Annotated in this window: 24 protein-coding genes; 14 read left to right on the forward strand and 10 right to left on the reverse strand. The window is 65.3% G+C overall.

Annotated elements, in window-relative coordinates; genetic code table 11:
- Window positions 1–26: 26 nt before the first annotated feature.
- Window positions 27–569 (reverse strand): tRNA (cytidine(56)-2'-O)-methyltransferase, encoded by a 543-nt coding sequence (locus tag DVK01_RS16115; protein WP_101350043.1) that lies wholly within the window; start codon window positions 567–569, stop codon window positions 27–29.
- A complete protein-coding gene (locus DVK01_RS16120) occupies window positions 566–1,219 on the reverse strand; it encodes a thioredoxin domain-containing protein (RefSeq protein WP_101350042.1) in 654 nt (217 codons plus the stop codon). The genes DVK01_RS16115 and DVK01_RS16120 overlap by 4 nt, the downstream gene beginning before the upstream one ends.
- A gap of 117 nt (window positions 1,220–1,336) precedes the next feature.
- Here DVK01_RS16120 and DVK01_RS16125 point away from each other — a divergent pair, with 117 nt between their 5' ends.
- Window positions 1,337–2,263, forward strand: a complete 927-nt coding sequence (locus DVK01_RS16125; protein ID WP_121537552.1) for an NAD-dependent epimerase/dehydratase family protein — start codon at window positions 1,337–1,339, stop codon at window positions 2,261–2,263.
- 7 nt (window positions 2,264–2,270) lie between these two features.
- Here DVK01_RS16125 and DVK01_RS16130 read toward each other — a convergent pair whose 3' ends face one another.
- Window positions 2,271–2,726 carry a YbhB/YbcL family Raf kinase inhibitor-like protein gene (locus DVK01_RS16130; RefSeq protein WP_101350040.1) on the reverse strand — a complete coding sequence of 152 codons (456 nt, stop codon included), beginning with the start codon at window positions 2,724–2,726 and terminating at the stop codon, window positions 2,271–2,273.
- A gap of 48 nt (window positions 2,727–2,774) precedes the next feature.
- Between DVK01_RS16130 and DVK01_RS16135 the strand changes: the two genes are divergently transcribed.
- From DVK01_RS16135 to DVK01_RS16150, 4 genes are all read left to right on the forward strand, one after another.
- Entirely contained in the window at window positions 2,775–3,557 is a 783-nt protein-coding gene (locus tag DVK01_RS16135; protein WP_101350039.1) for a DUF2797 domain-containing protein, read from the forward strand.
- A gap of 77 nt (window positions 3,558–3,634) precedes the next feature.
- Complete coding sequence (locus DVK01_RS16140; protein WP_101350038.1) at window positions 3,635–4,651, forward strand: PGF-CTERM sorting domain-containing protein; 1,017 nt, start codon at window positions 3,635–3,637, stop codon at window positions 4,649–4,651.
- A complete protein-coding gene (locus DVK01_RS16145) occupies window positions 4,644–4,934 on the forward strand; it encodes a hypothetical protein (RefSeq protein ID WP_101350037.1) in 291 nt (96 codons plus the stop codon). The genes DVK01_RS16140 and DVK01_RS16145 overlap by 8 nt, the downstream gene beginning before the upstream one ends.
- A 271-nt stretch (window positions 4,935–5,205) precedes the next feature.
- Window positions 5,206–5,640, forward strand: coding sequence for a hypothetical protein (locus DVK01_RS16150; RefSeq protein ID WP_101350036.1), 435 nt, complete (start codon window positions 5,206–5,208; stop codon window positions 5,638–5,640).
- 107 nt (window positions 5,641–5,747) lie between these two features.
- On the opposite strand, the gene DVK01_RS16155 is transcribed toward DVK01_RS16150, so the two are convergent.
- Entirely contained in the window at window positions 5,748–7,994 is a 2,247-nt protein-coding gene (locus DVK01_RS16155) for a PAS domain S-box protein (RefSeq protein WP_121537554.1), read from the reverse strand.
- Between the two features lie 157 nt (window positions 7,995–8,151).
- A complete protein-coding gene (locus tag DVK01_RS16160; RefSeq protein ID WP_121537556.1) occupies window positions 8,152–9,771 on the reverse strand; it encodes a long-chain-fatty-acid--CoA ligase in 1,620 nt (539 codons plus the stop codon).
- A gap of 134 nt (window positions 9,772–9,905) precedes the next feature.
- On the opposite strand from DVK01_RS16160, the gene DVK01_RS16165 reads away from it, so the two are divergent.
- The 5 genes from DVK01_RS16165 to DVK01_RS16185 are packed head-to-tail and all read left to right on the forward strand — an operon-like array spanning window position 9,906 to window position 14,567.
- Window positions 9,906–10,865 (forward strand): 1,4-dihydroxy-2-naphthoate polyprenyltransferase, encoded by a 960-nt coding sequence (locus DVK01_RS16165; RefSeq protein ID WP_101350033.1) that lies wholly within the window; start codon window positions 9,906–9,908, stop codon window positions 10,863–10,865.
- The gene (locus DVK01_RS16170) at window positions 10,862–11,908 is read left to right on the forward strand and encodes a mandelate racemase/muconate lactonizing enzyme family protein (RefSeq protein WP_121537558.1); all 1,047 of its coding nucleotides are present in this window, start codon (window positions 10,862–10,864) and stop codon (window positions 11,906–11,908) included. The genes DVK01_RS16165 and DVK01_RS16170 overlap by 4 nt, the downstream gene beginning before the upstream one ends.
- Window positions 11,901–13,397 carry a class I adenylate-forming enzyme family protein gene (locus tag DVK01_RS16175; protein WP_121537560.1) on the forward strand — a complete coding sequence of 499 codons (1,497 nt, stop codon included), beginning with the start codon at window positions 11,901–11,903 and terminating at the stop codon, window positions 13,395–13,397. Before DVK01_RS16170 ends, DVK01_RS16175 begins: the two co-directional genes overlap by 8 nt.
- 54 nt (window positions 13,398–13,451) lie before the next feature.
- A complete protein-coding gene (locus tag DVK01_RS16180) occupies window positions 13,452–14,189 on the forward strand; it encodes an NRDE family protein (RefSeq protein ID WP_121537562.1) in 738 nt (245 codons plus the stop codon).
- Window positions 14,190–14,216: 27 nt separating this feature from the next.
- Window positions 14,217–14,567 carry a MarR family winged helix-turn-helix transcriptional regulator gene (locus tag DVK01_RS16185; protein WP_101350029.1) on the forward strand — a complete coding sequence of 117 codons (351 nt, stop codon included), beginning with the start codon at window positions 14,217–14,219 and terminating at the stop codon, window positions 14,565–14,567.
- A 27-nt stretch (window positions 14,568–14,594) separates the two neighbouring features.
- Here DVK01_RS16185 and DVK01_RS16190 read toward each other — a convergent pair whose 3' ends face one another.
- Complete coding sequence (locus tag DVK01_RS16190; RefSeq protein WP_101350028.1) at window positions 14,595–15,554, reverse strand: 1,4-dihydroxy-2-naphthoyl-CoA synthase; 960 nt, start codon at window positions 15,552–15,554, stop codon at window positions 14,595–14,597.
- Window positions 15,555–15,643: 89 nt separating this feature from the next.
- Between DVK01_RS16190 and DVK01_RS16195 the strand changes: the two genes are divergently transcribed.
- The gene (locus DVK01_RS16195) at window positions 15,644–15,901 is read left to right on the forward strand and encodes a hypothetical protein (protein ID WP_101350027.1); all 258 of its coding nucleotides are present in this window, start codon (window positions 15,644–15,646) and stop codon (window positions 15,899–15,901) included.
- Window positions 15,902–15,935: 34 nt separating this feature from the next.
- The gene (locus tag DVK01_RS16200) at window positions 15,936–16,889 is read left to right on the forward strand and encodes a J domain-containing protein (RefSeq protein ID WP_101350026.1); all 954 of its coding nucleotides are present in this window, start codon (window positions 15,936–15,938) and stop codon (window positions 16,887–16,889) included.
- 4 nt (window positions 16,890–16,893) lie between these two features.
- Here DVK01_RS16200 and menD read toward each other — a convergent pair whose 3' ends face one another.
- On the reverse strand, window positions 16,894–18,672 hold the full coding sequence (menD, locus tag DVK01_RS16205) for a 2-succinyl-5-enolpyruvyl-6-hydroxy-3-cyclohexene-1-carboxylic-acid synthase (protein ID WP_121537564.1): 1,779 nt from the start codon (window positions 18,670–18,672) through the stop codon (window positions 16,894–16,896).
- Window positions 18,669–20,006, reverse strand: a complete 1,338-nt coding sequence (locus DVK01_RS16210; RefSeq protein WP_101350024.1) for an isochorismate synthase MenF — start codon at window positions 20,004–20,006, stop codon at window positions 18,669–18,671. Before DVK01_RS16210 ends, menD begins: the two co-directional genes overlap by 4 nt.
- Window positions 20,007–20,265: 259 nt before the next feature.
- Here DVK01_RS16210 and DVK01_RS16215 point away from each other — a divergent pair, with 259 nt between their 5' ends.
- A complete protein-coding gene (locus DVK01_RS16215; RefSeq protein WP_004517946.1) occupies window positions 20,266–20,481 on the forward strand; it encodes a ribbon-helix-helix domain-containing protein in 216 nt (71 codons plus the stop codon).
- Window positions 20,482–20,552: 71 nt separating this feature from the next.
- Window positions 20,553–20,834, forward strand: coding sequence for a UPF0058 family protein (locus DVK01_RS16220; protein ID WP_004517945.1), 282 nt, complete (start codon window positions 20,553–20,555; stop codon window positions 20,832–20,834).
- A 58-nt stretch (window positions 20,835–20,892) separates the two neighbouring features.
- Here the strand turns inward: DVK01_RS16220 and DVK01_RS16225 are convergent, their stop codons facing one another.
- Both DVK01_RS16225 and DVK01_RS16230 read right to left on the reverse strand, forming a co-directional pair.
- On the reverse strand, window positions 20,893–21,411 hold the full coding sequence (locus DVK01_RS16225; protein ID WP_101350023.1) for an Lrp/AsnC family transcriptional regulator: 519 nt from the start codon (window positions 21,409–21,411) through the stop codon (window positions 20,893–20,895).
- Window positions 21,412–21,559: 148 nt separating this feature from the next.
- A complete protein-coding gene (locus DVK01_RS16230; RefSeq protein ID WP_101350022.1) occupies window positions 21,560–22,417 on the reverse strand; it encodes an enoyl-CoA hydratase/isomerase family protein in 858 nt (285 codons plus the stop codon).
- Window positions 22,418–22,425 lie beyond the last annotated feature (8 nt).

The raw sequence follows: 22,425 nt of genomic DNA on the forward strand, positions 1-22,425 counted from the left end.
AGGCCCGCGGCACAACTGCGTGGGTATCACTCTTCGTCCGGGTCGACGACCCGCTTGCCGGTTTCCTGCGGGACGACCACCCTGTCGGGGTTCTCCCAGTCGCGGTCCAGCTCCCGGCCTTCGAACAGGCGGTCGAGGAAGACAGCTAGCGAGGCGACCTCGGAGTGTGGCTGATTGGTGACGCCGACGTTCCAGTCGGCGTGTTCGTACACCTCGAAGGGGACTTTCTCCGCGCCGACGACGACCAGCAGCGGCTCCTCGGCGTGGGCCGCGCGAACGTCGCCTTCCACGTCCTGGACCGGCTCGCCGTACATCGTCAGATGGACGACGCGCCCCTCGAAGTCGCGGATGAGTCGCTTTGGCTCCTCCGTCGAAGCCACGTCGAAGGGGCCGCCGAACCGGTCGGTGATGTCAATGACGGTGTCGGCCTGGTTGCGGGCAGCGTTGGCCAGCACGACCTTGTCTGCCCCGAGCGCGCGTGCGGTGAGTCCGACGTGGGTCGTCATCCGCTCGTCCCGACCGGGGCGGTGGCCCAGCCGAAGTACCGTCACTTGCGGGGAGTCCTTCATCCGTCGCTCCGTGCCGCTTCGATAGCGTCCCGGACCGGTTCGTAAGCAATCTCGCTCCACTCGACCTGCTCGTCGTTGACGAACACGGCTGGTGTTCCCTGGACGCCGCGGTCGATACCGGCCTCGCGGTCACCGGAGACCGTCGGGCGGTACAGCTCCCCCGTCGCAGCCGCTCGAACGGTCTCGCCGTCGACGTCCAGTCCCTCCGTCAGGTCGGCGTAGGTGTCCGGCCCCAGCTGGTTCTGGTTTGCGAACAGACGCTTGGAGTAGGTGAAGAAGGCCTCGTCGCCGACGTTGTCCTGTACGGCACGCGCGGCGCTTGCGGCCTGCCACGATACTTCCTCGTCGACCGGTATCGGGAAGTCATGGAACTCGTACCGGACGGCTCCAGCAGTGAGGTAGTCGTCTTGAACTTTAGGGAAGACGGACTCCGAGTAGGTCGCGCAGTGCGGACAGGCGTAATCCTCGTACACAGCGACCGTAACGTCAGCTTCGGGGTCGCCTGCAACCGGCGTCGAGAGCGGTTGGCCCGGCGCGGGGGTCGGCGTCTCCGTTCCGGCCGACTCGGAACCGCCACCGACACACCCGGCCAGCGCGCCGAGAGCGACAGTCGTCGCCGAGAGGAAGCCGCGGCGAGTGAATCGAGTCATAGCCGACTCTCACAGGGGAAGCTATAAAACGACGTTGTCATCCGGTACGGGGCTACCGACTCCACTGGAATCGGCCGCGACCGCAACGTTTTACCTCGCATACGTAACATCGCAACTATGGACGTATCAGAGAAGCGAATAGTCGTCACCGGCGGGGCAGGCTTTATTGGGTCGCATCTGGTGGAGCGCCTCGTTCCGGACAACGACGTAGTGGTCGTCGACAACGAAGCGAACGGACAATCCGAGTGGGTCCACGGGGACGCAACCTATCTAGACGGTGACCTTACCGACCCCGATGTCGTCGCTGAGGCTATCACGAGCGACGTCGACCTCGTTGTCCACCTCGCGGCGTCGAAACTGGTGGATACGGACACCCCCCGCCGGCAGTTCGAGGACAACAGCGACATCACGTACAACATCCTCGAACGAATGCAGGACGCTGGCGTCGGGAGTCTGGTGTTTACGTCGTCCTCCACGGTATACGGCGAGGCGCCGCGACCGACACCGGAAGATTACGCGCCGCTTGAGCCGATCAGCGTCTACGGCGCGGCGAAACTCGCCGAGGAGTCACTCGTCTCGACGTACGCCCACAGCCACGACATCCAGTCGTGGGTGTTCCGGTTCGCCAATATCGTCGGGCCACGCCTGCGCGGGGCCGTCATTCCCGACTTCATCGAGAAACTCTCCGAGGACCCGTCGACGCTGACGATTCTCGGCGACGGCCGCCAGGAGAAATCCTACATGCACATCTCCGAGTGCCTCGACGCGATGCTGTTTGCCGTCGAACACGCTGACAGGGACCACAACGTGTTCAATCTCGGCACGCGGACGACCACCTCGGTCGACCGCATTGCCAGCATCGTCGCCGACGAGATGGATATCGACCCCGAGTACGAGTACACCGGCGGCGACCGCGGCTGGACCGGCGACGTGCCGCGGATGCGCCTCTCCATCGATAAGCTCTCCGCGCTCGGCTGGGAACCCGAACAGTCGAGCGACGACGCGGTGCGGCAGTCGACCCGCGAACTGCTCGAAGAACTCTGAGCGCGGCTCAGGCCGGATACGTACCGTTCAGTTGTGCCTTTTCGACGACGTGGCCGCTAGCCGCGTCGTATACGTCATCTTTGTCTGCCGCCGGAGAGAGGTCGAGCGTCGTATCTAGCGCGTACAGGAGGAACCGATAGGTATGTTCCCGGTCGGGCGGACTCGGACCGCCCCAGCCAACCTCGCCGAAGTCGTTCTGTCCCTCTGTTGCCTCGGCAGGCTCCCATCCTTCCGGAATCCGGCCGATATCTGGCGGGATGTTCCAGACGAGCCAGTGGTCCCACACCTTCCCGGCCGGCTCCTCCGCGTCCGGGTCGTCGACAATGAGGAGGAGCGACGAGGCGTTCGACGGGACAGTCTCGACCTCCAGCGGGGGATTCGTGTTCGCTGCCGAGTAGCCGTGTTCCTCGGGAATGCGCTCGCCGTCGTCGAACGCCGGACTTCGGAGCTGTAGATTTGCCATGTCTGAAGATATGACAGACAACCACAAAAACATCGTCCCGGCAGCCATTTGCGGCTCCGCGCCGAACCGCCGGACGTGCAGGTCGTGGGCTATCGCGCGCGGGTCGACGAACACGCCGCGCTCCTGTTGGCCGAGGACGGGAGCGTGATTACTGAGCGGCTGGACCCGGACACCGAACTCTCATACACACTCGGCGAGCGACACTGCGCCGGCGCGGTCGACGGCGACCGACATTTTCACTGTGACAACGACCCCGCGCCATACTGCCCGGAACACACCGACATCTGGCCGTGTGCTCGCTGTACCGGGGACTGCAACAAACCGCTCGACACTTGCGACGAGGAACACGCGGTGTATCTGGCGGCGTTCGCGCCCGATGTTATCAAGGTCGGCGTCACCCGCTCCTGGCGGCTGGAAACCCGGCTCCGCGAGCAGGGAGCAGACAAGGCCGCCCACCTCCGGACCGTCGCCGACGGCCGTATCGCCCGACAGGTCGAAGCCGACATCGCCGCCGAACTGGGGGACCGGGTCAGAGTGCCCACCAAAATATCGGGCTTCGACCAGTCCGTCGACACCGACTGGTGGGCGTCGCTGTGTGAGCGCTACGACCCGCTGGCGACCTACGACTTCGAGTACGGTCTGACTCTGTCGGACCGACCGATGGACGAAATCCTGGCGACGGGGACCGTCCGAGGGACGAAAGGACGAGTCGCCGTGCTTGCGAACAACGGCAGCGTCTACGCCGTGGACCTCCGCCAGCTCGTTGGCTACGAACTCTCAGACGGCGGGACCGACCGGGACCTTCAGTCGAGCCTCGGCGCGTTCGGGTAACGGTGGAGACTGACGTCGCTGTGTTCCGAATCTGACAGTGCAGAAGACATTTAAAGGCGGCTGTTGGCCATTCGTCTGTGCGACGTGAAACCCTCCTGACCGGTGGCATGGTCGTGGTCGTCCTGGCCATGCTCATCGGTGCAACAGCGGTCCCCGGCGCGCTCTCCGAACCCGAGGACAACGTTCGCGAGAGCTACCTCGACCTCCGCGAGACGACCATCGAACCGGCGTCGGTCGACGGCCAGACTGTGACGCTCTCTCTAGACGCCCGACTCTCACATCGCGGCGGGCCGGCCGAGAACGTCACTGTCGAGACGCGGGCCATAGATGCGGACACCGGCCTCGTCGCGACGACCACGCGGCAGTCAGTCGGCACAATCGAAGGGGAACGAGAAGTATCGGTGCGGTCAAACATTACAGTCGAGCGGGCGGGCGGCTATCGGATCGACACAATCGTCTACGAGGACGGTAACCGCGTCGAGACCGGTCAGCGGTCGGTCCAGAACGTCGACGCACTCACTCCGGCGTACGCTCGCAGTACCGTGACCTTCCAGCGGTTCGAGAACGCCGGCGTCCCGCTGGACTCCATCACCTATCGGATTGACAGCGTCTCGAACAACCAGACGACGCTGAACGTCTCGGTGTACGTCACGAACGCCGGCAACAATCCGTCTGATGACCTCTCGCTGCGCCTCCGGGCGCGGCAGGCTGACTCGAACGTCATCGCAGACGAGTCGACCGTGCGGGTCGGTCAGATTCGGCCCGGCCGAACGGAGATCATCAGAACGCAACTGACGGTGCCTGACGACTACAACTACTGGCTTGACGGGATGCTGCTCTCGGACGGCGTCATCGTCGGGACGGAAAGTTCTCCGGCGAACCTCCATCCGACGGAGCGGTTGCAGGAGAACGAAACCAGACAACAGATCGGCTTCCAGTCCAGCGATTTCGAGCAGGACCGCCCCGAAGACCGGGAGATGGAAGAGCCACAGCAGACTGCGGCCGGAGAAGGTCCCGGCTTCACGGCGGTGCTCGGACTGATTGCAGTCCTCGCAAGCGGCCTCCTCATCGCACGGAGACAGACCAATGAGTGACACCTCCACCACCGACGCAGTGGCACAGGACACCGGCGACGCTGTTGACGAACCGGACGACGACACCGGACCGGCAATAGCAATCTACGCACAGTGGGCAGTATTCGCTATCCTCACGCTCGTGGCGCTCATCGCGACGCTCCAGTTCTACTTCTCCGCGTCGTCGGCGATTGATACGTTCGTCACCGACAGGTATCGACCGCTGTTCAGGGCGGGGTTCAACCTCGTCGTCATCCTCGCCTGTGGGCTGGGGCTCTCGGTGCTAGTCCGACGGCTCGCCTGAGACGGGCTGTCGCTGGCTATATCAGGCACTCTCGACCGTCTTTTCAGCAGCCCAAGGTTTCGGAACCCCGTCAGAGAAACGTCGAACGGTATGCGCACGACCCGACGACCTCCTGGCCGGACGCCAGCGTGACTCGGTTCATCTCCAACTTCGCGAACCAGTCACCTGAATACGGTGAGATTCTCCGGACCAGCGTCCTTCGCTAACCGCCTGTACCGCAGCCTGCCTTCGGACGGCAACCCTTTTCAGCGGCCCAACCAAAGCCGGGCGTATGGCAGACGATGAACCTGAGAACGCTGACGAATCGGCGGATGCGACCGAGGACGGCGGCGAGGAGAAGTCCTTCCGCGAGCGGGTCGAAGAGATCCGACAGCAGCGCGCCGAGGAGCGCGAAGAAGGCGAGGGCGACGGCGAAGAGATGAGCCGCGAAGAGCGCATGGAAGAGATGATGGGCGGTGGCGGCGGCCCCGGCGGCATGGGCGGCGGCAACCCGTTCGCGCAGATGATGGGCGGCATGATGGGCGGCGGCCCCGGCGGCCCCGGTCCGGGCGGTCCCGGCGGCATGGGCGGCGGCCCGCCAGGGCAGCACGAGGAATCGGGCGGCAGCGACAACGAGGAGCTCACGCGCGAGATGCGAAAGCTCCGGGACGAAGTCCACGACATGCGACGGTCGCTTGACCGTATCGCCGACGCGCTCGAAGACTAACGGAACGCAGTTTGCGACGGTTTTGCGAACGGTATCGAGCAGTTGCGGGGCGGCGAGGCCCTTCAAACGGGTGCCAACGACACCCCAGACGGACGCTTCCCCAGTCGCTACGAATCACAAAACGAGACGCCGGTAATCTCGAAGCGTGCGCCACCATCGGCACTGTCTCGAACGCTGAGCTCCCAGCCGTGTGCCGAGGCGACCTGCCGGGCGATACTGAGCCCGAACCCAGTTCCCTCCGAGCTCGTCGAGTAGCCGGCTTCGAACACTGTCTCTCGCTCGTCTTCGGAGATACCGGGGCCGTCGTCGGCGACGTAGAACCCGTCGTCCAATGCCCCGACCCGCACGGTCACATCCGTTCCGGCGTGTTCGACCGCATTCCGAACGAGATTTTCGAACAACTGCTTCAGACGGCTCTCGTTTGCCAGCACGGTCCGGTCGATATCGGTGATGAGTGTCGCATCGGCCGTTTCGACAGTCTTCCAGCAGTTTTCGGCGAGCGATGCGAGCGCGACCGGTTCGCGGTCGGTGACGGTATCACCGTCCTGTGCCAGCGTGAGCAGATCAGTTAGCAGCGTGTCCATCCGCTCGTGTGCTCGCTCGACAGCGGCCAGATGCTCACTCTCACACTGCTCGCGTGCGAGTTGCAGTCGGCCCTGGGCGACGTTCAGCGGATTCCGTAGGTCGTGTGAGACGACGCTGGTGAACGATTCGAGCCGGTCGTTGTGCTGTTCGAGAGCCCGTTCGCGGTCACGTAACTGTTCGGTCCCTTCGACCTGCTTGAGCGCGCTGGTGACGTGTCCGGCGAGAATCTCCCCGAGGACGACGTCCCGCTGGTCGAACGCCGCGGCCGTCTCCGAGCCGGCCAGCAGGATGCCATGCTCGCCAAGCGGAAGATACAGTTCGCTTTTGATCGGCGTGTCCGGGTTGTAGATGTCCGGGTCAGCATGGACGTCGTCGACGGCGAGAGCATCGCCGGACTCGTAGACGCGCCATGCAATGCTATCCCCGGGCGTAAAGGTCGGCAACTCGTCTATCAGCTCATATATCGCGTCGGATGCGGCGACCGGTTCGAGAGTCCGTGCGTCCTCGTCGTAGAGGTGAATCGTGTTCGCTTCGAGCCCCAGGACAGTGCGCGCCGTTTCGACGCCGATCTCGGCCACCGTTTCGCGGGTGTCAGCCCGGAGTAGGTCTTGGACCGACTCACTGAGTGCTCTGAGGCGGTGTTCGTGTTCTTTCCGCTCGGTGATATCCTGTTGGAACCCGACGTAATTGACGACCGCTCCGTCATCGTCACGCACGGGTGCGATAGTCACCTGATTCCAGAACAGGGTCCCGTCTTTCCGGTAGTTCCGGAGTTCGACCGACACAGACTCGTCCGCTTCAATGGCCGCACGCATTGCGTCGACCGGCTCGGACTCTGTCGCCTCGCCCTGCAGGAACCGGCAGTTTCGGCCGAGTACCTCCGACTCTGTGTAGCCGGTCAGTTCCAGAAACCGGCGGTTGGTGTAGATTATCGGAGTCCCTTCTTGTTCGAGACCGGTGATCACGATACCGATGGGTGCCTCGTCCATCGCACGTTTGATTCGGGACAGCTCCTGCTCGTCGCCCTGTCTTTCAGAGAGGTCCCGGACTGTACAGACCAGCTCGCCGTGGTCGGTCATCGCGAGCACGTGGTCCTCGGTGAATGTGCTCCCGTCAGCACGGAGTCCCATCGTCGTCCCGGTCCAGTAGCCGTTTTCTTCGACAGTCGGAAGGATGTCCTCGTAGATGCGCGGGATGTCCTCATCCCGGTACAGCAGTTCCCAGTGCTCCCCCCGCATCTCCTCGGGCTCGTAGCCGTAGAGGTCCGCGTACGCTTCGTTGACAAAGATGAACCGCCCGTCCTCGTCAAGGATGCTGATCCCCTCCTTTGCGCTCTCGATGGCGTCAAGCTGGCGGTTGCGCTCTCGCTTGACTCGCTGGGACTCCACAGCGTTCGTGATTCTGTTTGCCAGCACCGTGTACTGGTCCGTGCCGCTCTCTTTCTGCAAATAATCGGTGACACCAGCCGAGATAGCGTCGCTTGCGATTTCCTCCGACCCTTTGCCAGTGTAGAGAATGAACGGAAGCGACCTGTACTCCTCGCGAACGGCTTCGAGGAACTGGATGCCGTTCCGCTCGGGCATATCGTAGTCAGAGACGACACAGTCGATGTCGGTGTCGGCCAGAGTTTCCAGCCCCGCCGTGGCACTCGTCGCAGTCTGGACGTCTATCCGGTCGTCCTCGCGTTCGAGAAACGTTGCCGTCATGTCGGCAAACCCCGGCTCATCGTCGGCGTGAAGAATACGGATAGGGTCAGCAATATGCGTCATAGGTTTGGGTAGTTGTCACACAGTATAGGTCGCTGACTTAAAAGACCGTCTCTGGAATCGGACGCTGACACATCCACACTATTACCGGTCGACGTGTGTTGTCATTGGCTCGTGTCGGAATCCCTCTTCTACATGTCTGTGAGGGTGGCGCGCGTCGCTACCCCTGGCCGACCATCTCGTCCTCGTCTTCCCACTCCTGCTCGCGGAGTTCGTACTTCTGGACCTTCCCGGTCGCCGTCGTGGGCAGTTCCTCGACGAACTCCACCCGGCGAACGACTTTGTAGGTCGCCAGTTGTTCGCGGGTGAACGTCCGGAGGTCCTCGGCTGTCACACCGGGGTTGTCGGGGTCACCGGAGTTCGGGACCACGAAGGCCTTCGGCGTCTCGCCCCACTCGTCGCTCGGCGCAGGGATGACCGCGACGTCGCTGACGGCGTCGTGTTCGTAAAGCGTGTCCTCCAGTTCGATGCTGGAGATGTTCTCGCCGCCGGAGATGATGATGTCCTTCTTGCGGTCGCGGATGGCGATCATGCCGTCTTCGTCGACCGTCGCCAGGTCGCCCATGTGGTAGTAGCCCTCGACGCGGTCCGAGAAGGCCTCCTCGGTCTGTTCGGGCTTGTTCCAGTAGCGGTCCATCACCTGATTGCCGCGGACGACGACTTCCCCCAGCGTCTCATCGTCGTGGGGCACGTCGTTGCCGTCCTCGTCGACGACCCGGACGTCTGTCCCGAGATAGCCGATGCCCTGCCGCTTCTTGACGCTGAAGCGGGCGTCGCTGCCGTCGTCGAAGAAGCGGCGAGCGTCGGAGGTCGTGACAAGCGGGCCGGTCTCGGTCGCGCCGTAGACGTGTTTCAGATACCAGCCGAAGTCGTCCTCGACGGTCCGGATGACTGCTTCCGGCGGCGCGCTGCCGGCCGTGGCGATGCGAACGTCGTTGGCTCCCGTTGTCTCGATGTCGCCATCGTGGTCGTCGTAGCGGTCCGCCAGAATGTTCAGCACCGTCGGCGCGCCACAGAGGTAGGACACGTCCTCGGTCCTGATGGCCTCGAAGATGCCCTCGGCGTCGACGCCGCGGGTGCAGACGTGTTTCGCGCCCATCCCCGTCACGGAGAAGATGTGGCCCCAGCCGTTGACGTGGAACATCGGGAGCGTCCAGAGGTACACGTCGTCGTCGCGGATTTCCTGGTGGAGCGCGACGATGTAAGCGTGGAGCGTTTCGGTACGATGGGTCCGGCAGACGCCCTTCGGGTCGCCGGTCGTCCCCGAGGTGTAGTTGATGGTGATGAGGTCGTCCTCGTCCATCTCGGGGCGGTCGTAGTCGGTCCCCGCCTCCTCGATGATGTCGTCGAAGGACTCCCAGTCACCGTCGACGGCGTCGGTGTCGTTGGTGACGAAAATTTCGGTGGGCACCTCGTCGCGGATCGGCTCGATTTTATCCGCGTATTCGTAGTCCGCGTAGACGGCGTCGACCTCCGCATCCGAGAGAATATATTCGAAATCGTCCGGCACGAGCCGGTAGTTCAGTGGTGTGTGGACTGCGCCCAGTTGCATGGTCCCGTAGGCCGCTTCGAGCTGGTAGTGCGTGTTCGGGTCCAGCACGGCCACCCGGTCCCCCTTCTCGATGCCGCGGGCAGCCATCGCCGCAGAGAACCCGTCGGCTCGTTCGCCGAATTCGTCGTATGTGAAGCGCTCGCCGGTCGTGGCGACGATGGCCTCTTTATCTCCGTAGTATTCCCGCGCCCGGTCGAGAAAATCCGTGGTAAGCAGTGGCTTATGCATCTCAGGCTATCGTATGGTTAATCATGATAAAGTGGTTGTGATACTCCCCTGATCTTGCTGTCTCAGAACGGGTCATATTTTGGGTGTCCGCCGAACCACAGTCGCTTTGGGGATAGCGTCCCCAGTTTTCGCCAATGAGTACAGCGACGGCGGACGTTTCGAAGCGGCAGGCGTGGGTGATGGCCGCGCGGCCACAAACACTGCCTGCCGGGGCCGCGCCGGTCATCGTCGGGATGGGCTTGGCAGTCCACGCCGGCGTCTTCGCTCTATTGCCGGCAGTCGCAGCGCTGGTGGGTGCGCTGCTCATCCAGATTGGAACGAACTTCGCGAACGACTACTACGACGCGGTGAAGGGGGCCGACACCGACGAACGCGAGGGGTTCACCCGAGTGACCGCTGGCGGCCTCATCGACGCCGACGAAGTCAAACGAGCGATGATCGCGACCTACGGGCTCGCCGTCGTCATCGGTATTTATCTCGTTGCCGTCGGCGGCCTTCCCATCGTCGTCGTCGGCCTCTCGGGTATCGCCGCCGGGATTCTCTACACCGGTGGTCCGTTCCCTTACGGCTACCGCGGTCTGGGCGACCTGTTCGTGTTCGTTTACTTTGGCGTCATCGCGGTCACCGGCACATATTACGTGCAGGCTGTTGCGAGCGCAAGCGGCGTCGGCACGTTCCCGATGACACTCCCGCCGGGGTCAGTCACTGCCGCCGCTATCACGGCGAGCCTCCCGGCGGCCGGCCTGTCGACCGCGATTCTCGTCGTCAACAACATCCGCGACCGCGAGACGGACCGCGCCGCGGGCAAGAAGACCTTGGCCGTCTACATGGGCTACAGATGGAGCCGCGTCGAATTTCTCCTGCTGGTCGGGATGGCCTACGCCGTCCCGGTCGTGTTCGCCCTTGACGGCCAGTACGGGCTGCCGGCACTGGCTCCGCTGTTGACCCTGCCACTGGCGGCGACGATTTCGAAAACAGTCCTCACGCAGACCAGCGGCGACGCGCTGAACCCGACGCTTGAACGGGTCGGCCAGACGCTGTTCGCCCACTCCGTTCTGTTCGCGCTGGGACTCGCCATCCCACAGTTACTATGAAGGTCGACTCGTTCTCGCTCCCGCTGTCGAGTCCGCTTGCCACCGCCCGCGAGACTATCAGCCAGCGTTCAGGGTTCGTCGTCCGCTACGACCACCGCGGCGAAACGGGTGTCGGCGAAGCCACGCCGCTTCCGGGCTGGACTGAGTCCGCCGACGACTGTCAGCGCGCGCTCGATGACGCGACCACAGTCGCGGCCGACGGCGGGCACACAGACATTCTCCTCTCGCTTGACGCCGCATCGGTTCCCGCCGCCCGCCACGGCTTCGCGACCGCGCTGCTGGACGCCGACGCCATGGCCGATGGCGTGCCGCTATACCGGTGGTTCGACTCCGACAGGCACTGTAATCGCGTCCCGGTCAACGCGACAGTCGGCGACGGGTCCCCGACCGAAACCGCCGACGCCGTCGAGCGGGCGGTCGCGGCCGGCTACGACTGCTGTAAGGTCAAGGTCGGGAAGCGAACCGTTGACGAAGATGTCGCGCGCGTTCGGACCGTCCGTGAGCGCGTGGGCGACGACGTGACCCTGCGGGCCGACGCCAACGGCGCGTGGTCCCGCGAGAAGGCCGCAGACGCCATCGACCGGCTCGCCCCGCTGGACGTGGCCTACGTCGAACAGCCGCTCCCGGCCGACGACCTCACCGGCCACGCCAAGCTTCGGGGCAATGGCGTCGGCGTCGCACTTGATGAGTCGCTCGTCGACCGTCGGGTCGACAGCGTGCTCGACGCCGACGCAGCCGACGTGCTGATACTGAAGCCGATGGTGCTGGGCGGCCCGGGCAACGCCCACACGCTGGCGATGCGCGCCCGCGAGCAGGGCGTCGAGCCGGTCGTCACGACGACTATCGACGCGGTCGTCGCCCGCCTCGCGGCGCTACACGTCGCCGCCGCGATTCCTGACGTTTCGGCCTGCGGTCTGGCGACCGGCGACAGACTGGCCGTCGACCTCGCGCCGGACCCGACGACGGTGACCGACGGCGCGATGTCGGTCCCCCAGTCGACCGGCCTCGGCATCAATCCAGCAGAGGTGGAAACCGATGCGTGACCCAATCGACTGGCCGACGAAAGACCTCGTGACCCACCGGGCGAGCGCCACGCCAAACCGGACGGCGATGGTTGCGGCGGACGCAGGCAACGAGGCGACATACCGCGAACTCGACGCCGCCGTCGACGCGGTGGCCGCCGACCTCGACCGGCGACTCGACGCAGACCCAACCGTCGCGACACTCCTGCCGACCCGACCCGAAACCGGGACGCTCCTGTTCGCAACGATGCGACTGGGCGCGACGCTCGCGCCGCTGAACGTCGAACTCGACGCGGCGACGCTCCGGGCACAGTGTGCGACCGTCGAGGCGGACCTGCTGGTCTGTGAGCCGTCGACGCGCGACCTCGCCGCGGAAGCGGCGACGTGCCCGGTCGTCTCGGTGGCAGACCTCCCGGTCCAGCCGGACGAAGCGAGTGCCGACCGGGAGTCCGACGTGACGCCGGCGGCCCTCTCCCGGACGGACACCCAGCTCGTCGTCTTCACCTCGGGGACCACGAGCGAACCCAAGGGCGTCCGGCTGACGGTCGGCAACCTCGTCGCCAGCGCCGTCGCGTCCTCCTACCGGCTGGGCGTCCTGCCGACGGACCGCTGGCTGGTCTGCCTGCCGACCTACCACATGGGCGGGCTGGCCCCGTTCGTCCGGAGCGCGCTGTACGGCACGGCGGTCGTCGTCCAGCGGTCGTTCGACGCCGACGCGACCCAGCGGGTCATCGCGGAGCACGGGGCGACGGGCGTCTCGCTGGTGCCGACGATGCTCTCGCGATTGCTCGATGCGGGCTGGGAACCGCCGTCCGCGCTCCGGTTCGTCCTGCTCGGCGGCGGGCCGGCGACCGAGGCGCTCGTCGACCGCTGTCGGGAGCGGGGCGTCCCGGTCTGTCCCACCTACGGGATGACCGAGACGGCGTCCCAGATAGCGACGGCCCGGCCGGAGACGGCCTTCGACTATGCCGGCACCGTCGGCCAGCCGCTCGCGTTCACCGACGTGACGGTCGTTTCGGACGGGGAGCCCTGCGATCCCGGTGAACGCGGCGAGATAGTCGTCGACGGTCCCACAGTGACGCCGGGCTATCTAAGCGGCGACGGCGCGGCGTTCGGCGAGTTCGGCTTCCGGACAGGCGACCTGGGCTACCGCGACGGCGACGGCCGCCTCTGGGTCGAGGGCCGCGTCGACGACCGTATCGTCACCGGCGGCGAGAACGTCGACGCGGGCACGGTCGCCGCGGCGGTTCGGGACCACCGCGCCGTCGAGGACGCGGCCGTGGTGGGTCTGCCGGACGAGGAGTGGGGCCAGCGGGTCGCCGCGCTGGTCGTCGGGGACGTGACGCCCGCGGCCGTCCGCGAGCACTGCGCCGGGCGGCTCGCGGCCTACGAGGTCCCGAAGACGGTCCGGGTCGTCGACGGGCTCCCGCGGACGCCCTCGGGCACCGTCGACCGCGAGGCCGTCCGGTCGCGGCTCAGGACTGCCAGCGAATCGGACGAATCGGCATAGCGGACTGGGGGCCACAGCCAAGCGGTTTTCTACGTCGATAGCGTATAGAAGCCCGTGTGTACAATCGTCCTCGCGTGGCAGGTCTTCGACGGCACGCCCGTCGCGGTCGCAGCGAACCGCGACGAGCGACTCGACAGGCCGTCACAGCCGCCGCGACAGCGCCACTGGGGGAGTCGCGTCGTCGCGCCCGCCGACGAAGAAGCTGACGGCACGTGGATAGGTTACAACGAGCACGGCCTGCTAGCGGCGGTGACGAACCGCTGGATCGACACCGATCTTGCCGGCGACCGCTCACGCGGCCTGCTCGTCCGGGACGCGCTGAGCCACGAAACGGCCGAATCAGCCGCCCGCGCTGTCGAACAGGCGACCAGAGAGGCCGAATACTCGGGATTCAATCTTCTGCTGGCAGACGAGAACGCCGCCGTGCTGCTGGAATGGGACGGGCAGCTCGCGGTCCGGAACTTCCAGCCCGGGGTTCACGTCGTCGTCAACGTCGGCGCGGACGGCGACTACCGGATTCCATCGCGTCGGCCCGACGCCGGCGAGGAGCAGGCGAACAACGCGGCGCGGCTACACGAGGCCATGCGACCGGAACCGGGCGAGTCCGCCGGCGAATGGATTGACCGGGCAGGCGAAACCATCAGCGACCACGAGTACGGCGTCTGCGTCCACGGCGACGGATTCGGGACGCGGTCGTCGTCGCTCATCACACTGGGTGCCGACCACGAGTATCAGCACGCGGCCGGGCCGCCATGTCGGACGCCGTACCGCCCGGTCGAAGGTCAGATTTAAGCGGCCGACTCACGGTATGAGTAATACATGAGTTCAGCAGCGTCGGAGGCGGACCTTTCTGATGGTGAGCGGGCCGGGCTTGAACTGATTCGGGAGTCCGGTGGCATCCACCAGAGCGACTTCTGGAAGGAACTCGACGTCTCCTCGCGAAAGGGGAGTCGCATCGTCGAGTCCCTGTTCGAGAAGGACCTCATTCAGCGTGAGGAGACGGTGTACGATGGCCACAACACGTACTACCTGACGCCTGCGGCCCGCGATCTGGATTTCTCGCTCCTGATGGCCGGTGACCAGCTCTCGCCGTTTATCGGCGATGAAGAAGTCGACCCCCACGACGATACTTTCTCGCAGTGGGTCATGACGCTGGCCTACGAGGACTGAGCGCGCAGTTCCTTCCGTTCCGTCGGCTCAGTAGTGCCAGGGCACGTCGTCGAAGTCCGGGTCCCGGCCCTCGTTGAAGGCGTCACGACCCTCCTGTGCTTCGTCGGTCATATAGGCCAGCCGGGTCGCCTCGCCGGCGAACACCTGCTGGCCGACCATCCCGTCCGAGTCGAGGTTGAAGGCGTACTTCAGCATCCGCATCGCCGTCGGCGACTTCTCGTTCATCCGCTCGGCCCACTCGATAGCGGTGTCTTCGAGGTCTTCGTGTGGCACGACTTCGTTGACCATCCCCATCTCGGCGGCTTCCTCGCCGCTGTAGGTCTTGCCGAGGAAGAACACCTCGCGGGCCTTCTTCTGGCCCACCTGTCGGGCGAGGTACGCCGAGCCGAAGCCACCGTCGAAACTGCCCACGTCGGGGTCCGTCTGGAGGAACTTCGCGTGCTCCTCGCTGGCGAGCGTGAGGTCACAGACGACGTGCAGGGAGTGGCCACCGCCGACGGCCCACCCCGGGACGACGGCGACCACGGGCTTTGGAATGTGACGGATCTGGCGCTGGACTTCGAGGATGTGGAGGCGGCCGACGTTCTCGGGGGCGTCCGGGTCGCCGACGTCTCGCGGGTCGCCGGACTCCCCGCTCGACCGCTCCGAGTCGCTCCGCGACTCGCTATCTTCGTCCGCCTGATACTCGTACCCGCTCTCGCCCCGGATGGACTGGTCCCCGCCGGAACAGAAGGCCCAGCCCCCGTCCTTCTCAGAGGGGCCGTTCCCGGTCAGGAGGACACAGCCAACGTCGGTCTGGCGCTTGGCGTGGTCCAGCGCCGTCGCGAGTTCGTCGACCGTCTCCGGGCGGAAGGCGTTGCGCTTCTCGGGCCGGTCGAAGGCGATGCGGACTGCGCCCGTCTCCGTCGAGCGGTGGTAGGTGATATCGGTGAAGTCGAACCGGTCGACGGCGGTCCAGCGGGCCGGGTCGAATAGCTCAGAGACCATACCGTGGCTCGGGACGGCCCTCGCAAAAAGATTCCTCGTATCCACGCGGGAGCAAACGCTTTGGTTCCGCGGGCGTGAACGGGCTAGCGATGCCCTCCAACCCGAACAGCAAGGCGGTGATAGGGATACTCGCAGGCCTCTCCGTGGCTATCGTCCTGTACAGCCTGCTTATCGTCCAGCAGATTCTCCTCGGCCTGCTAGTGGCCGTTGTCCCCTGGGTTCTGTATCTAATCGTGCGGTTCGTGTTCACGCTCGAACGCATCGCGGCGGCGCTCGAACGCCTCGCGAGGGACCGCGAGTCGTCCGGCCGTGGCGCGGAGACTGACGGAGGCGTCGAGGAGGAGTGACCGACCAGAGCCGCGGACGGGTGGTTCGGCCGCCATGAGCGAGACGTTCTACGAGATACTGGGCGTCCCGACTGACGCGTCGACGGCGGCCATCGAAACGGCCTATCGGGAACGACTGAAAGAGACACACCCCGACGTGAGCGACGCTGCTGACGCTGGCGAGGCGACACAGCGGCTCATCGAAGCCCGGGACGTGCTCACCGACGAGGACGAGCGGGCGCGATACGACCGGCTGGGTCACGACGCCTACGTTGCGGGCGAGAGCAATATAGCAGACGCCCACAGCAGTGACGTGGCCGAAGCGGCACGGCGGGCGGGCTATGGCGGATCTCCGTCAGGTAGCGACCGGACCGAGGCAAGCGCTGGTCAGGGCACGTCCCGGACAAGCGCCCGGGAGCGAGAACAACGAGAACGGGCTGCAAGGGAGCGCGTCGCCGAAGACAGAGCCGACCGCTCGACGACCGACACCGATGCGTCGTCGAGCGACGAACAGTCGACCGATCCGACCAGCGGAACGGCGGCCGCGTCGAACGCAGGTTCCACCCGTCGCTCCGGGGCTGCTGCGACTAGCGATTTCAGCGACAATGCCGGCGGCGAGGCCACATGGAGTTCGTCGGCCACGTACTCCGTTCGCCAGACCGACACGCCGTCCCGCGGGTCGCTTCTGGAGATGCCGACCGGCCGGGGGCTGACGCTGTTTGCCATCACGTTCGCCCTCTATCCGGTGATGCTGTTCAGCGCACTGTTGCCGGCGTTCCCCCTGTGGGTCAACCTGACAATCGGGGCCTGTACCCTCTTCATGGTCGGCTACCTCCAGTCCGAGCCCACGATTGCGATTATGGTATTTGGGAGCTGGAGCCTGACGACGGCGGTGTTGCTGGTGGTCTTGAACATCAGCGCGCTCTCGCTCATTGGGGCGCTCGCGCTGTCGGGGACGTGGCTCCCGTTCGGACTCTCGCTGTTGACAGCGTCGGTGTTGCGGCTCTGAAAAATCAGTCGCCGGCGAGGGCCTCGGCGACCTGTTCGGCAAGCCGGTCTCTGACTGCGTGGCTGTCGCCGGCATCGAACTGGACCTCGATGACCTGTGTCCCATCGCTCCGGACTGACTCGCCGAACCGCTCGCGGAACGCCCGGCGGTCGGCCACCCGCTCGAACTCAAGCGAATAGAGCGCCTCTGTCGGCTCGAAATCGAGACCGTGTGGCGTCCGAAACTGGTCTTCAAAGGTGGGGTGGTCCTCGATTGGGAGCATGTGGAAGATGCCGCCGCCGTCGTTGTTGACGAGGACGACCGTCGCGTCCACGCCACAGCGCCCGAGCGCGAGCAGGCCGTTCATGTCGTGGTAGTATGCCAGGTCGCCGGTGACGAGCACGAGCGGGTCCGCCGTCGCGCTGCCGGCCCCGAGCGCCGTCGACGTGATGCCGTCGATGCCGCTGGCCCCGCGGTTGCCCAGCACGGTCAGGTCGGCGTCGCGGGGCCGCCCGAAGCGGTCCACGTCCCGCACCGGCATGCTGTTGGAGACGAACAGCGTGGCTGGGTCCGGGGCCAGCGCGGCCACGTCCGCGAGAACGCCGCCCTCCCAGTAGGTTTCGGCGACGGTTTCGTCGACGGCCGCCCAGTGGACCCGTTCCGCCCCGGCGAACCGCTCGCGCCACGACTCCGAACCGCCACCCAGCGGCTCCGCCGCGAGCGCGTCAGCGGTAGCGTCGGAGTCGGCGACGAGCAGGTCTGTCGCCGTGAATTCGGCCTCCGGCCAGCCGCCGCTCGGGTCGACGACGAACTGCCGGCAGTCGGCGTCACGGAGGTAATGTCGCAGCGGCTTCGAGGTCGGTGACGCGCCAAAGCGGACGACCACGTCGGGGTCGCCCCACTCCTCGACGCCGTCGCTGCCGAGATAGCCGTCGTAGCCGCCACAGACCGGCACGTCGAGGCGGTCGACGTGGGGGCCGAACCGCAGGTCCGACAGCGGGTCCGCGAGGACGGGGAAGCCCGTCGCCGACGCCAGCCGCTCCAGCGAGTCGGCACCGAGCCCCTGGTCGGCCGGCCCGGCGACGATGAGGCCCCGTTCGGCGGTCCGGAGCGCCGCTCGAACGCGGCGCACCGTCTCCTCGTCCGGTTCGGCGACGCCCTCGCTGGTCGAGACGAACGGGCCGTCGCGGCCGGCTTCGGCCGCGTCGTCGCCGCCCGCCCAGTCGTCCGGGACGCCGGCCGGATCGTCCGCGGGCGTCGGCGTCGGTTCCAGCGGCTTCCGGAACCGACAGTTCAGGTGGACCGGGCCCGGGTCAGCGCCGGTGCTTTCGGTGAGCGCACGGGCCGCCGTGGTCCGGAGCATCCGCACCTTCCGGGGCTCGGCCTCGGGTTCGGGCATGTCTCGATACCACCGGACGGCATCGCCGTAGAGTTTCTCCTGGTCGACGGTCTGGTTCGCGCCGCTGTCGATGAGTTCCGGCGGTCGGTCCGCCGTCAACAGGAGCAGCGGGACACCTGACTGGTTCGCCTCGATGACTGCCGGGTGGTAGTTCGCGGCCGCAGTTCCCGAGGTACAGACCAGCGGCGTCGGCTCGCCGGTCCGGCGGGCCCGGCCCAGCGCGAAGAAGGCCGCCGAGCGCTCGTCGAGGTGGGAGAACACCTCGACCTCGGGGTGTTCGGCGAAGGCCACCGTCAGCGGCGTCGAGCGGCTGCCGGGCGAGAGACACGCTGCGTCGACGCCGCCGGCGACGAGTTCGGAAACGAGTGTCTCCGCCCACAGCGTGTTGACGTTCGGCGCGGTCATTCCAGTTCGTCCAGAATCGGCCGGTACTTGAGCTGGACCTCGTCCCACTCGCGGTCGGGGTCGCTGTCGGCGACGATGCCCGCGCCCGCAAAGAGGGTCGTCTTCTGCTCCGTGGCGACGGCCGAGCGGATGCCGACGGCGAAAGTCCCGTTGCCGGCGGCGTCGACCCAGCCGATAGGGGCGGCGTACCAGCCGCGGTCGAACGCCTCAGTCTCGCGTATCGTCCGCAGCGCGGCGTCCGGCGGCAGGCCGCCGACGGCCGGCGTCGGGTGGAGCGCCTCGACAAGTGAGAGGACGTGCTCGTCGTCGTCGAGTTCGGCCGTTATCGACGTGCGCAGGTGCTGGACCGTGGCGAGCCGGCGGACCGTTCGGTCGCCGATGCGGACCGTCGAGGCGAACGGCTCCAGCTGGTCGCGTATCGCGTCGGCGACGAGCTTCTGCTCGTGGCGGTCCTTCTCGCTATCGAGGAGTTCGGCGGCGAGCCACTCGTCCTCGGCGGGCGTGTCGCCCCGGCCCGTCGAGCCGGCGAGCGCCTCTGTCCTGACGGTGCGCCCGCGGACCGAGACCAGCCGCTCCGGCGTGGCCCCGAAGAAGGTGCCGCCGGCCTCGGGCGACAGCATGAACCGGTAGCAGTCCGGGTAGGTCCGGGACAGCCGCGCCATCACGTCGGGGACCGACAGGTCGGTCTCCAGCGCGACCCTGAGACTCTGTGCGAGGACGACCTTCTGGAGGTCGCCGCAGTCGACGCTTGCGATGGCGGCCGACACCTGCTCGCGCCAGCCGTCTTGTGTTGGCGTGCGCTTCCGGTGTGAAATTCCCGGTGGGGTGCCCGGCTCGCGTTCGGTGTCTGTGGCTAGCCTGTCGCGCCACTCACCCAGTAGCGTCTCAGCTTCGGTCGCGGCCTCGGGACCTGTCGCAATCGCCGTGAGCCAGGCGTCGTCGTCTCTCCTTGTCACCTGTATCTCGGGGAGAAAAAACGCCGCGCTTGGGAACCCATCCCAGGGAGAGTCCTCCCCTTCGTGTGTTCCGTTGTGGAAAGCGAACCCACCGAACGCTCGCGGTCGAGCGATGCTCGGGAGGCTGTCGGGAACGGAGCAGTCATCGAACAGCGCTTCGAGCGCTGTCCGAACGTCGTCGAACCGCGACTGCCCGTCGGCAGTCACAGTCGCCGCGCTCCCGCGGGCTGCGATTGATTCTGTACCGGCCGCCCAGAAGAACCGGGGGCGAGCGTCTGTCTCCAGTACCGCTCGCACCGGTGCATCGTCGAGGCGACACCCGCGTGCGACGACCGTTGTCTCACCAACCGTCGTCCCGTCACCACGCAGTGGTTCCATCAGCCATGTCTTAGGATTGCGCACCTTTGAGCCTAACTATACGCTCGATTCCGCGCACAACCGGACCGCCGCCCGGAGCCGCCGAGTTCTCGCCGTTCTGACCTGCCACGCGACGTGACAGTAACCGGATTCCGATTCGCGGAAATTAATATCTGAGTTTACGAACTTCCTCTCTCAGTTCTACAATTGTAATTCTGCAATCTCCGAACATACCCCCGTCAGGTTTAAATAGGGCATAGTCGAAGCCCCCTATGTTGCGATGCCTAAGGTAGAGATCAATATCCCGGAACACCTGGAGATGCAGATCGCGCAGCTCGTCGAAAAAGGCGAGTTCCTCAACCGCGAGGAAGCCATCGAGGACCTCCTGTCGACCGGGCTCAAGGCGTACAAAACCTCCGGACCACAGGACGAAGACGAGGAACCAGGGTTCGAAGAAGACGGCATGATGGGCCACGACGACGAGTACGTCTTCTGAAAATACAGGCGTGAGCGTCTGGTATCCCTTCTCAAGCAATTCTTATGCACATGCCACCGCATACTGTAGCTATGCACAAAGACGAGCTTCTCGAGCTACACGAGCAGATGGTGACGATTATGGAGTACTTCCGCGACGACATGGACTCGGTTGACCCCGACCTGTTCGACGCCTACCAGGAACTCGACGTGCGTCCCTCCGACGTGCACAAATCGAAGAGCGAACACAAACACGCCGTGTTCGTGCTCGGAAACTCGCTGGCGACGGCGATGAGCGAAGACGAATTTTCTGACGCGGGCCGTGTCAGCAAGCGGATGAAGGAACTGGCCGAGGACGCCGAGCGGAAACTGTAAGCAGGCTGGCCCTGCGTCGGATTCTCTCGTCTTTATTTCGATCCGTCTCTCCCGTTGGCTACGACCGTTCACCGTTGAGTTCTGTGAACACCTCCGGGTCTGTTTTGAACTTCAGGACATTGTGAACGACCGAGTTCCGGACGTTCTGGATCACGTCGCCGTGTTCCTTATAGAAGTCGTGTATCCAGCGGGATTCGGCCGTTCGGCTCGGGAACATCATCACTGACTTCCACTGATATTCACCGTCGGAGAGGAAGTAAAAGAGCGTGTGCCGGTCGTCCCGGATGGACACCATCGCGTCGTGCCAGGAGTCGGCGAAATGCTCGGGATTGAACTTGAACTCGAACAGTGCGAAATTGAACAGTTCCTCGTTCGGGACGATGGTCTCCCGGAAAACGTCCGCGTCACGCATCTCTCGGATCGATTCGCTGACCGTTACGTGAGACACGTCGATGTCGTACTCGGACTCCAGCAGGTCCGCAAGCTCGCGGGACGACCGCTGGGGGTCCGCCGAGAGCTCTCGCAGAATGTACATATCCCGCTCGCTGAACTCCCAGTCCGGGGGGTTGTCGGTCATGTCAGAACTCCCGTCCCGGCGGAGGGACAGACGCGCTCAGTCACGGTACGTGTGCTCGGTCGAATCTGCGTTGGAAAGCTCGTAGACATTATCTGTCTGCTGACTACCGATTGCTGACTCAGTGGTTGCGTCGGTCACAGTAATCAACTTACTGGCCCTCGAACTCCGGGTCGCGTTTCTCGACGAACGCGGTCGTCCCTTCCTCGTGATCGGCAGTCGTGAACGCGACACCCTGCGCGGTGGCTTCGTTTTCGAGTGCCTGTTCCAGCGAACTGTCCAGGCTTCGGTTGACCAGCCGCTTGGCGTGCCCGAGTGCGACCGTCGGTCCAGCGGCGATATCCGCGACAAGCGCCGAAAACTCCGACTCGAACGTCTCTGCGTCGAACACCCGGGTAAACAGCCCGAGTTCCTCGGCCGCCGCAGCATCCAGTAGTTCGCCGGTAAACAGGAGGTCTTTGGCCTTGTTCGGGCCGACGATACGTGGAAGGAAATAGGAGACGCCGGAGTCACACGCCAGTCCGACCTGCCGGAAGCCAAAGCCGATCTGGCCGGCAGTGCTTGCGATCTGTATATCACAGGCCAGCGCGAGTCCTGCGCCGGCACCGAAGGCGGGGCCGTCGATTTTTGCGACGACTGGGAGCGGACAGCTATGGACGGTCCGAATCGCTTCGTGGAGCGACGAAACCACCAGTTCGACCTGCGTGGCCGGCGGTCGGTCGTGTTTCACGCCCTGTAACATCGCATTGATATCTCCGCCAGCGCAAAACGCCGGTCCCGCACCCTCCAGTACGACACACCGGGCGTCGCTGTCCATCACTGCTTCGAACTGCGCGGTGAGTGCGTCGGCCAACTCTGCCGACAGGGCGTTCCGCGACTCCGGCTGGTTCAGCGTTACTGTGGCGATTCCGTCGTCAACAGACAGCGTCACGGTCGCGTCTTCCATACGTTGGCCCTCGACCGGCGGCAAGATAACAGTGGTGTCCGTCAGCGCCTGCCAGACCAACATCGTTGGGC

This window comes from Haloarcula sp. Atlit-120R (assembly GCF_003665885.1).
Classification (GTDB): Archaea; Halobacteriota; Halobacteria; order Halobacteriales; family Haloarculaceae; genus Haloarcula; species Haloarcula taiwanensis.

Coding starts and splice junctions, on each gene's coding strand:
- DVK01_RS16165 (WP_101350033.1), top strand. CDS start 9,906: ATGAGTACAGCGACGGCGGACGTTTCGAAGCGGCAGGCGTGGGTGATG.
- DVK01_RS16210 (WP_101350024.1), bottom strand. CDS start 20,006: ATGGAACCACTGCGTGGTGACGGGACGACGGTTGGTGAGACAACGGTC.
- DVK01_RS16190 (WP_101350028.1), bottom strand. CDS start 15,554: ATGGTCTCTGAGCTATTCGACCCGGCCCGCTGGACCGCCGTCGACCGG.
- DVK01_RS16150 (WP_101350036.1), top strand. CDS start 5,206: ATGGCAGACGATGAACCTGAGAACGCTGACGAATCGGCGGATGCGACC.
- DVK01_RS16185 (WP_101350029.1), top strand. CDS start 14,217: ATGAGTTCAGCAGCGTCGGAGGCGGACCTTTCTGATGGTGAGCGGGCC.
- DVK01_RS16200 (WP_101350026.1), top strand. CDS start 15,936: ATGAGCGAGACGTTCTACGAGATACTGGGCGTCCCGACTGACGCGTCG.
- DVK01_RS16125 (WP_121537552.1), top strand. CDS start 1,337: ATGGACGTATCAGAGAAGCGAATAGTCGTCACCGGCGGGGCAGGCTTT.
- DVK01_RS16160 (WP_121537556.1), bottom strand. CDS start 9,771: ATGCATAAGCCACTGCTTACCACGGATTTTCTCGACCGGGCGCGGGAA.
- DVK01_RS16155 (WP_121537554.1), bottom strand. CDS start 7,994: ATGACGCATATTGCTGACCCTATCCGTATTCTTCACGCCGACGATGAG.
- DVK01_RS16120 (WP_101350042.1), bottom strand. CDS start 1,219: ATGACTCGATTCACTCGCCGCGGCTTCCTCTCGGCGACGACTGTCGCT.
- DVK01_RS16220 (WP_004517945.1), top strand. CDS start 20,553: ATGCACAAAGACGAGCTTCTCGAGCTACACGAGCAGATGGTGACGATT.
- menD (WP_121537564.1), bottom strand. CDS start 18,672: ATGACCGCGCCGAACGTCAACACGCTGTGGGCGGAGACACTCGTTTCC.
- DVK01_RS16130 (WP_101350040.1), bottom strand. CDS start 2,726: ATGGCAAATCTACAGCTCCGAAGTCCGGCGTTCGACGACGGCGAGCGC.
- DVK01_RS16230 (WP_101350022.1), bottom strand. CDS start 22,417: ATGTTGGTCTGGCAGGCGCTGACGGACACCACTGTTATCTTGCCGCCG.
- DVK01_RS16170 (WP_121537558.1), top strand. CDS start 10,862: ATGAAGGTCGACTCGTTCTCGCTCCCGCTGTCGAGTCCGCTTGCCACC.
- DVK01_RS16145 (WP_101350037.1), top strand. CDS start 4,644: ATGAGTGACACCTCCACCACCGACGCAGTGGCACAGGACACCGGCGAC.
- DVK01_RS16115 (WP_101350043.1), bottom strand. CDS start 569: ATGAAGGACTCCCCGCAAGTGACGGTACTTCGGCTGGGCCACCGCCCC.
- DVK01_RS16225 (WP_101350023.1), bottom strand. CDS start 21,411: ATGACCGACAACCCCCCGGACTGGGAGTTCAGCGAGCGGGATATGTAC.
- DVK01_RS16175 (WP_121537560.1), top strand. CDS start 11,901: ATGCGTGACCCAATCGACTGGCCGACGAAAGACCTCGTGACCCACCGG.
- DVK01_RS16215 (WP_004517946.1), top strand. CDS start 20,266: ATGCCTAAGGTAGAGATCAATATCCCGGAACACCTGGAGATGCAGATC.
- DVK01_RS16195 (WP_101350027.1), top strand. CDS start 15,644: ATGCCCTCCAACCCGAACAGCAAGGCGGTGATAGGGATACTCGCAGGC.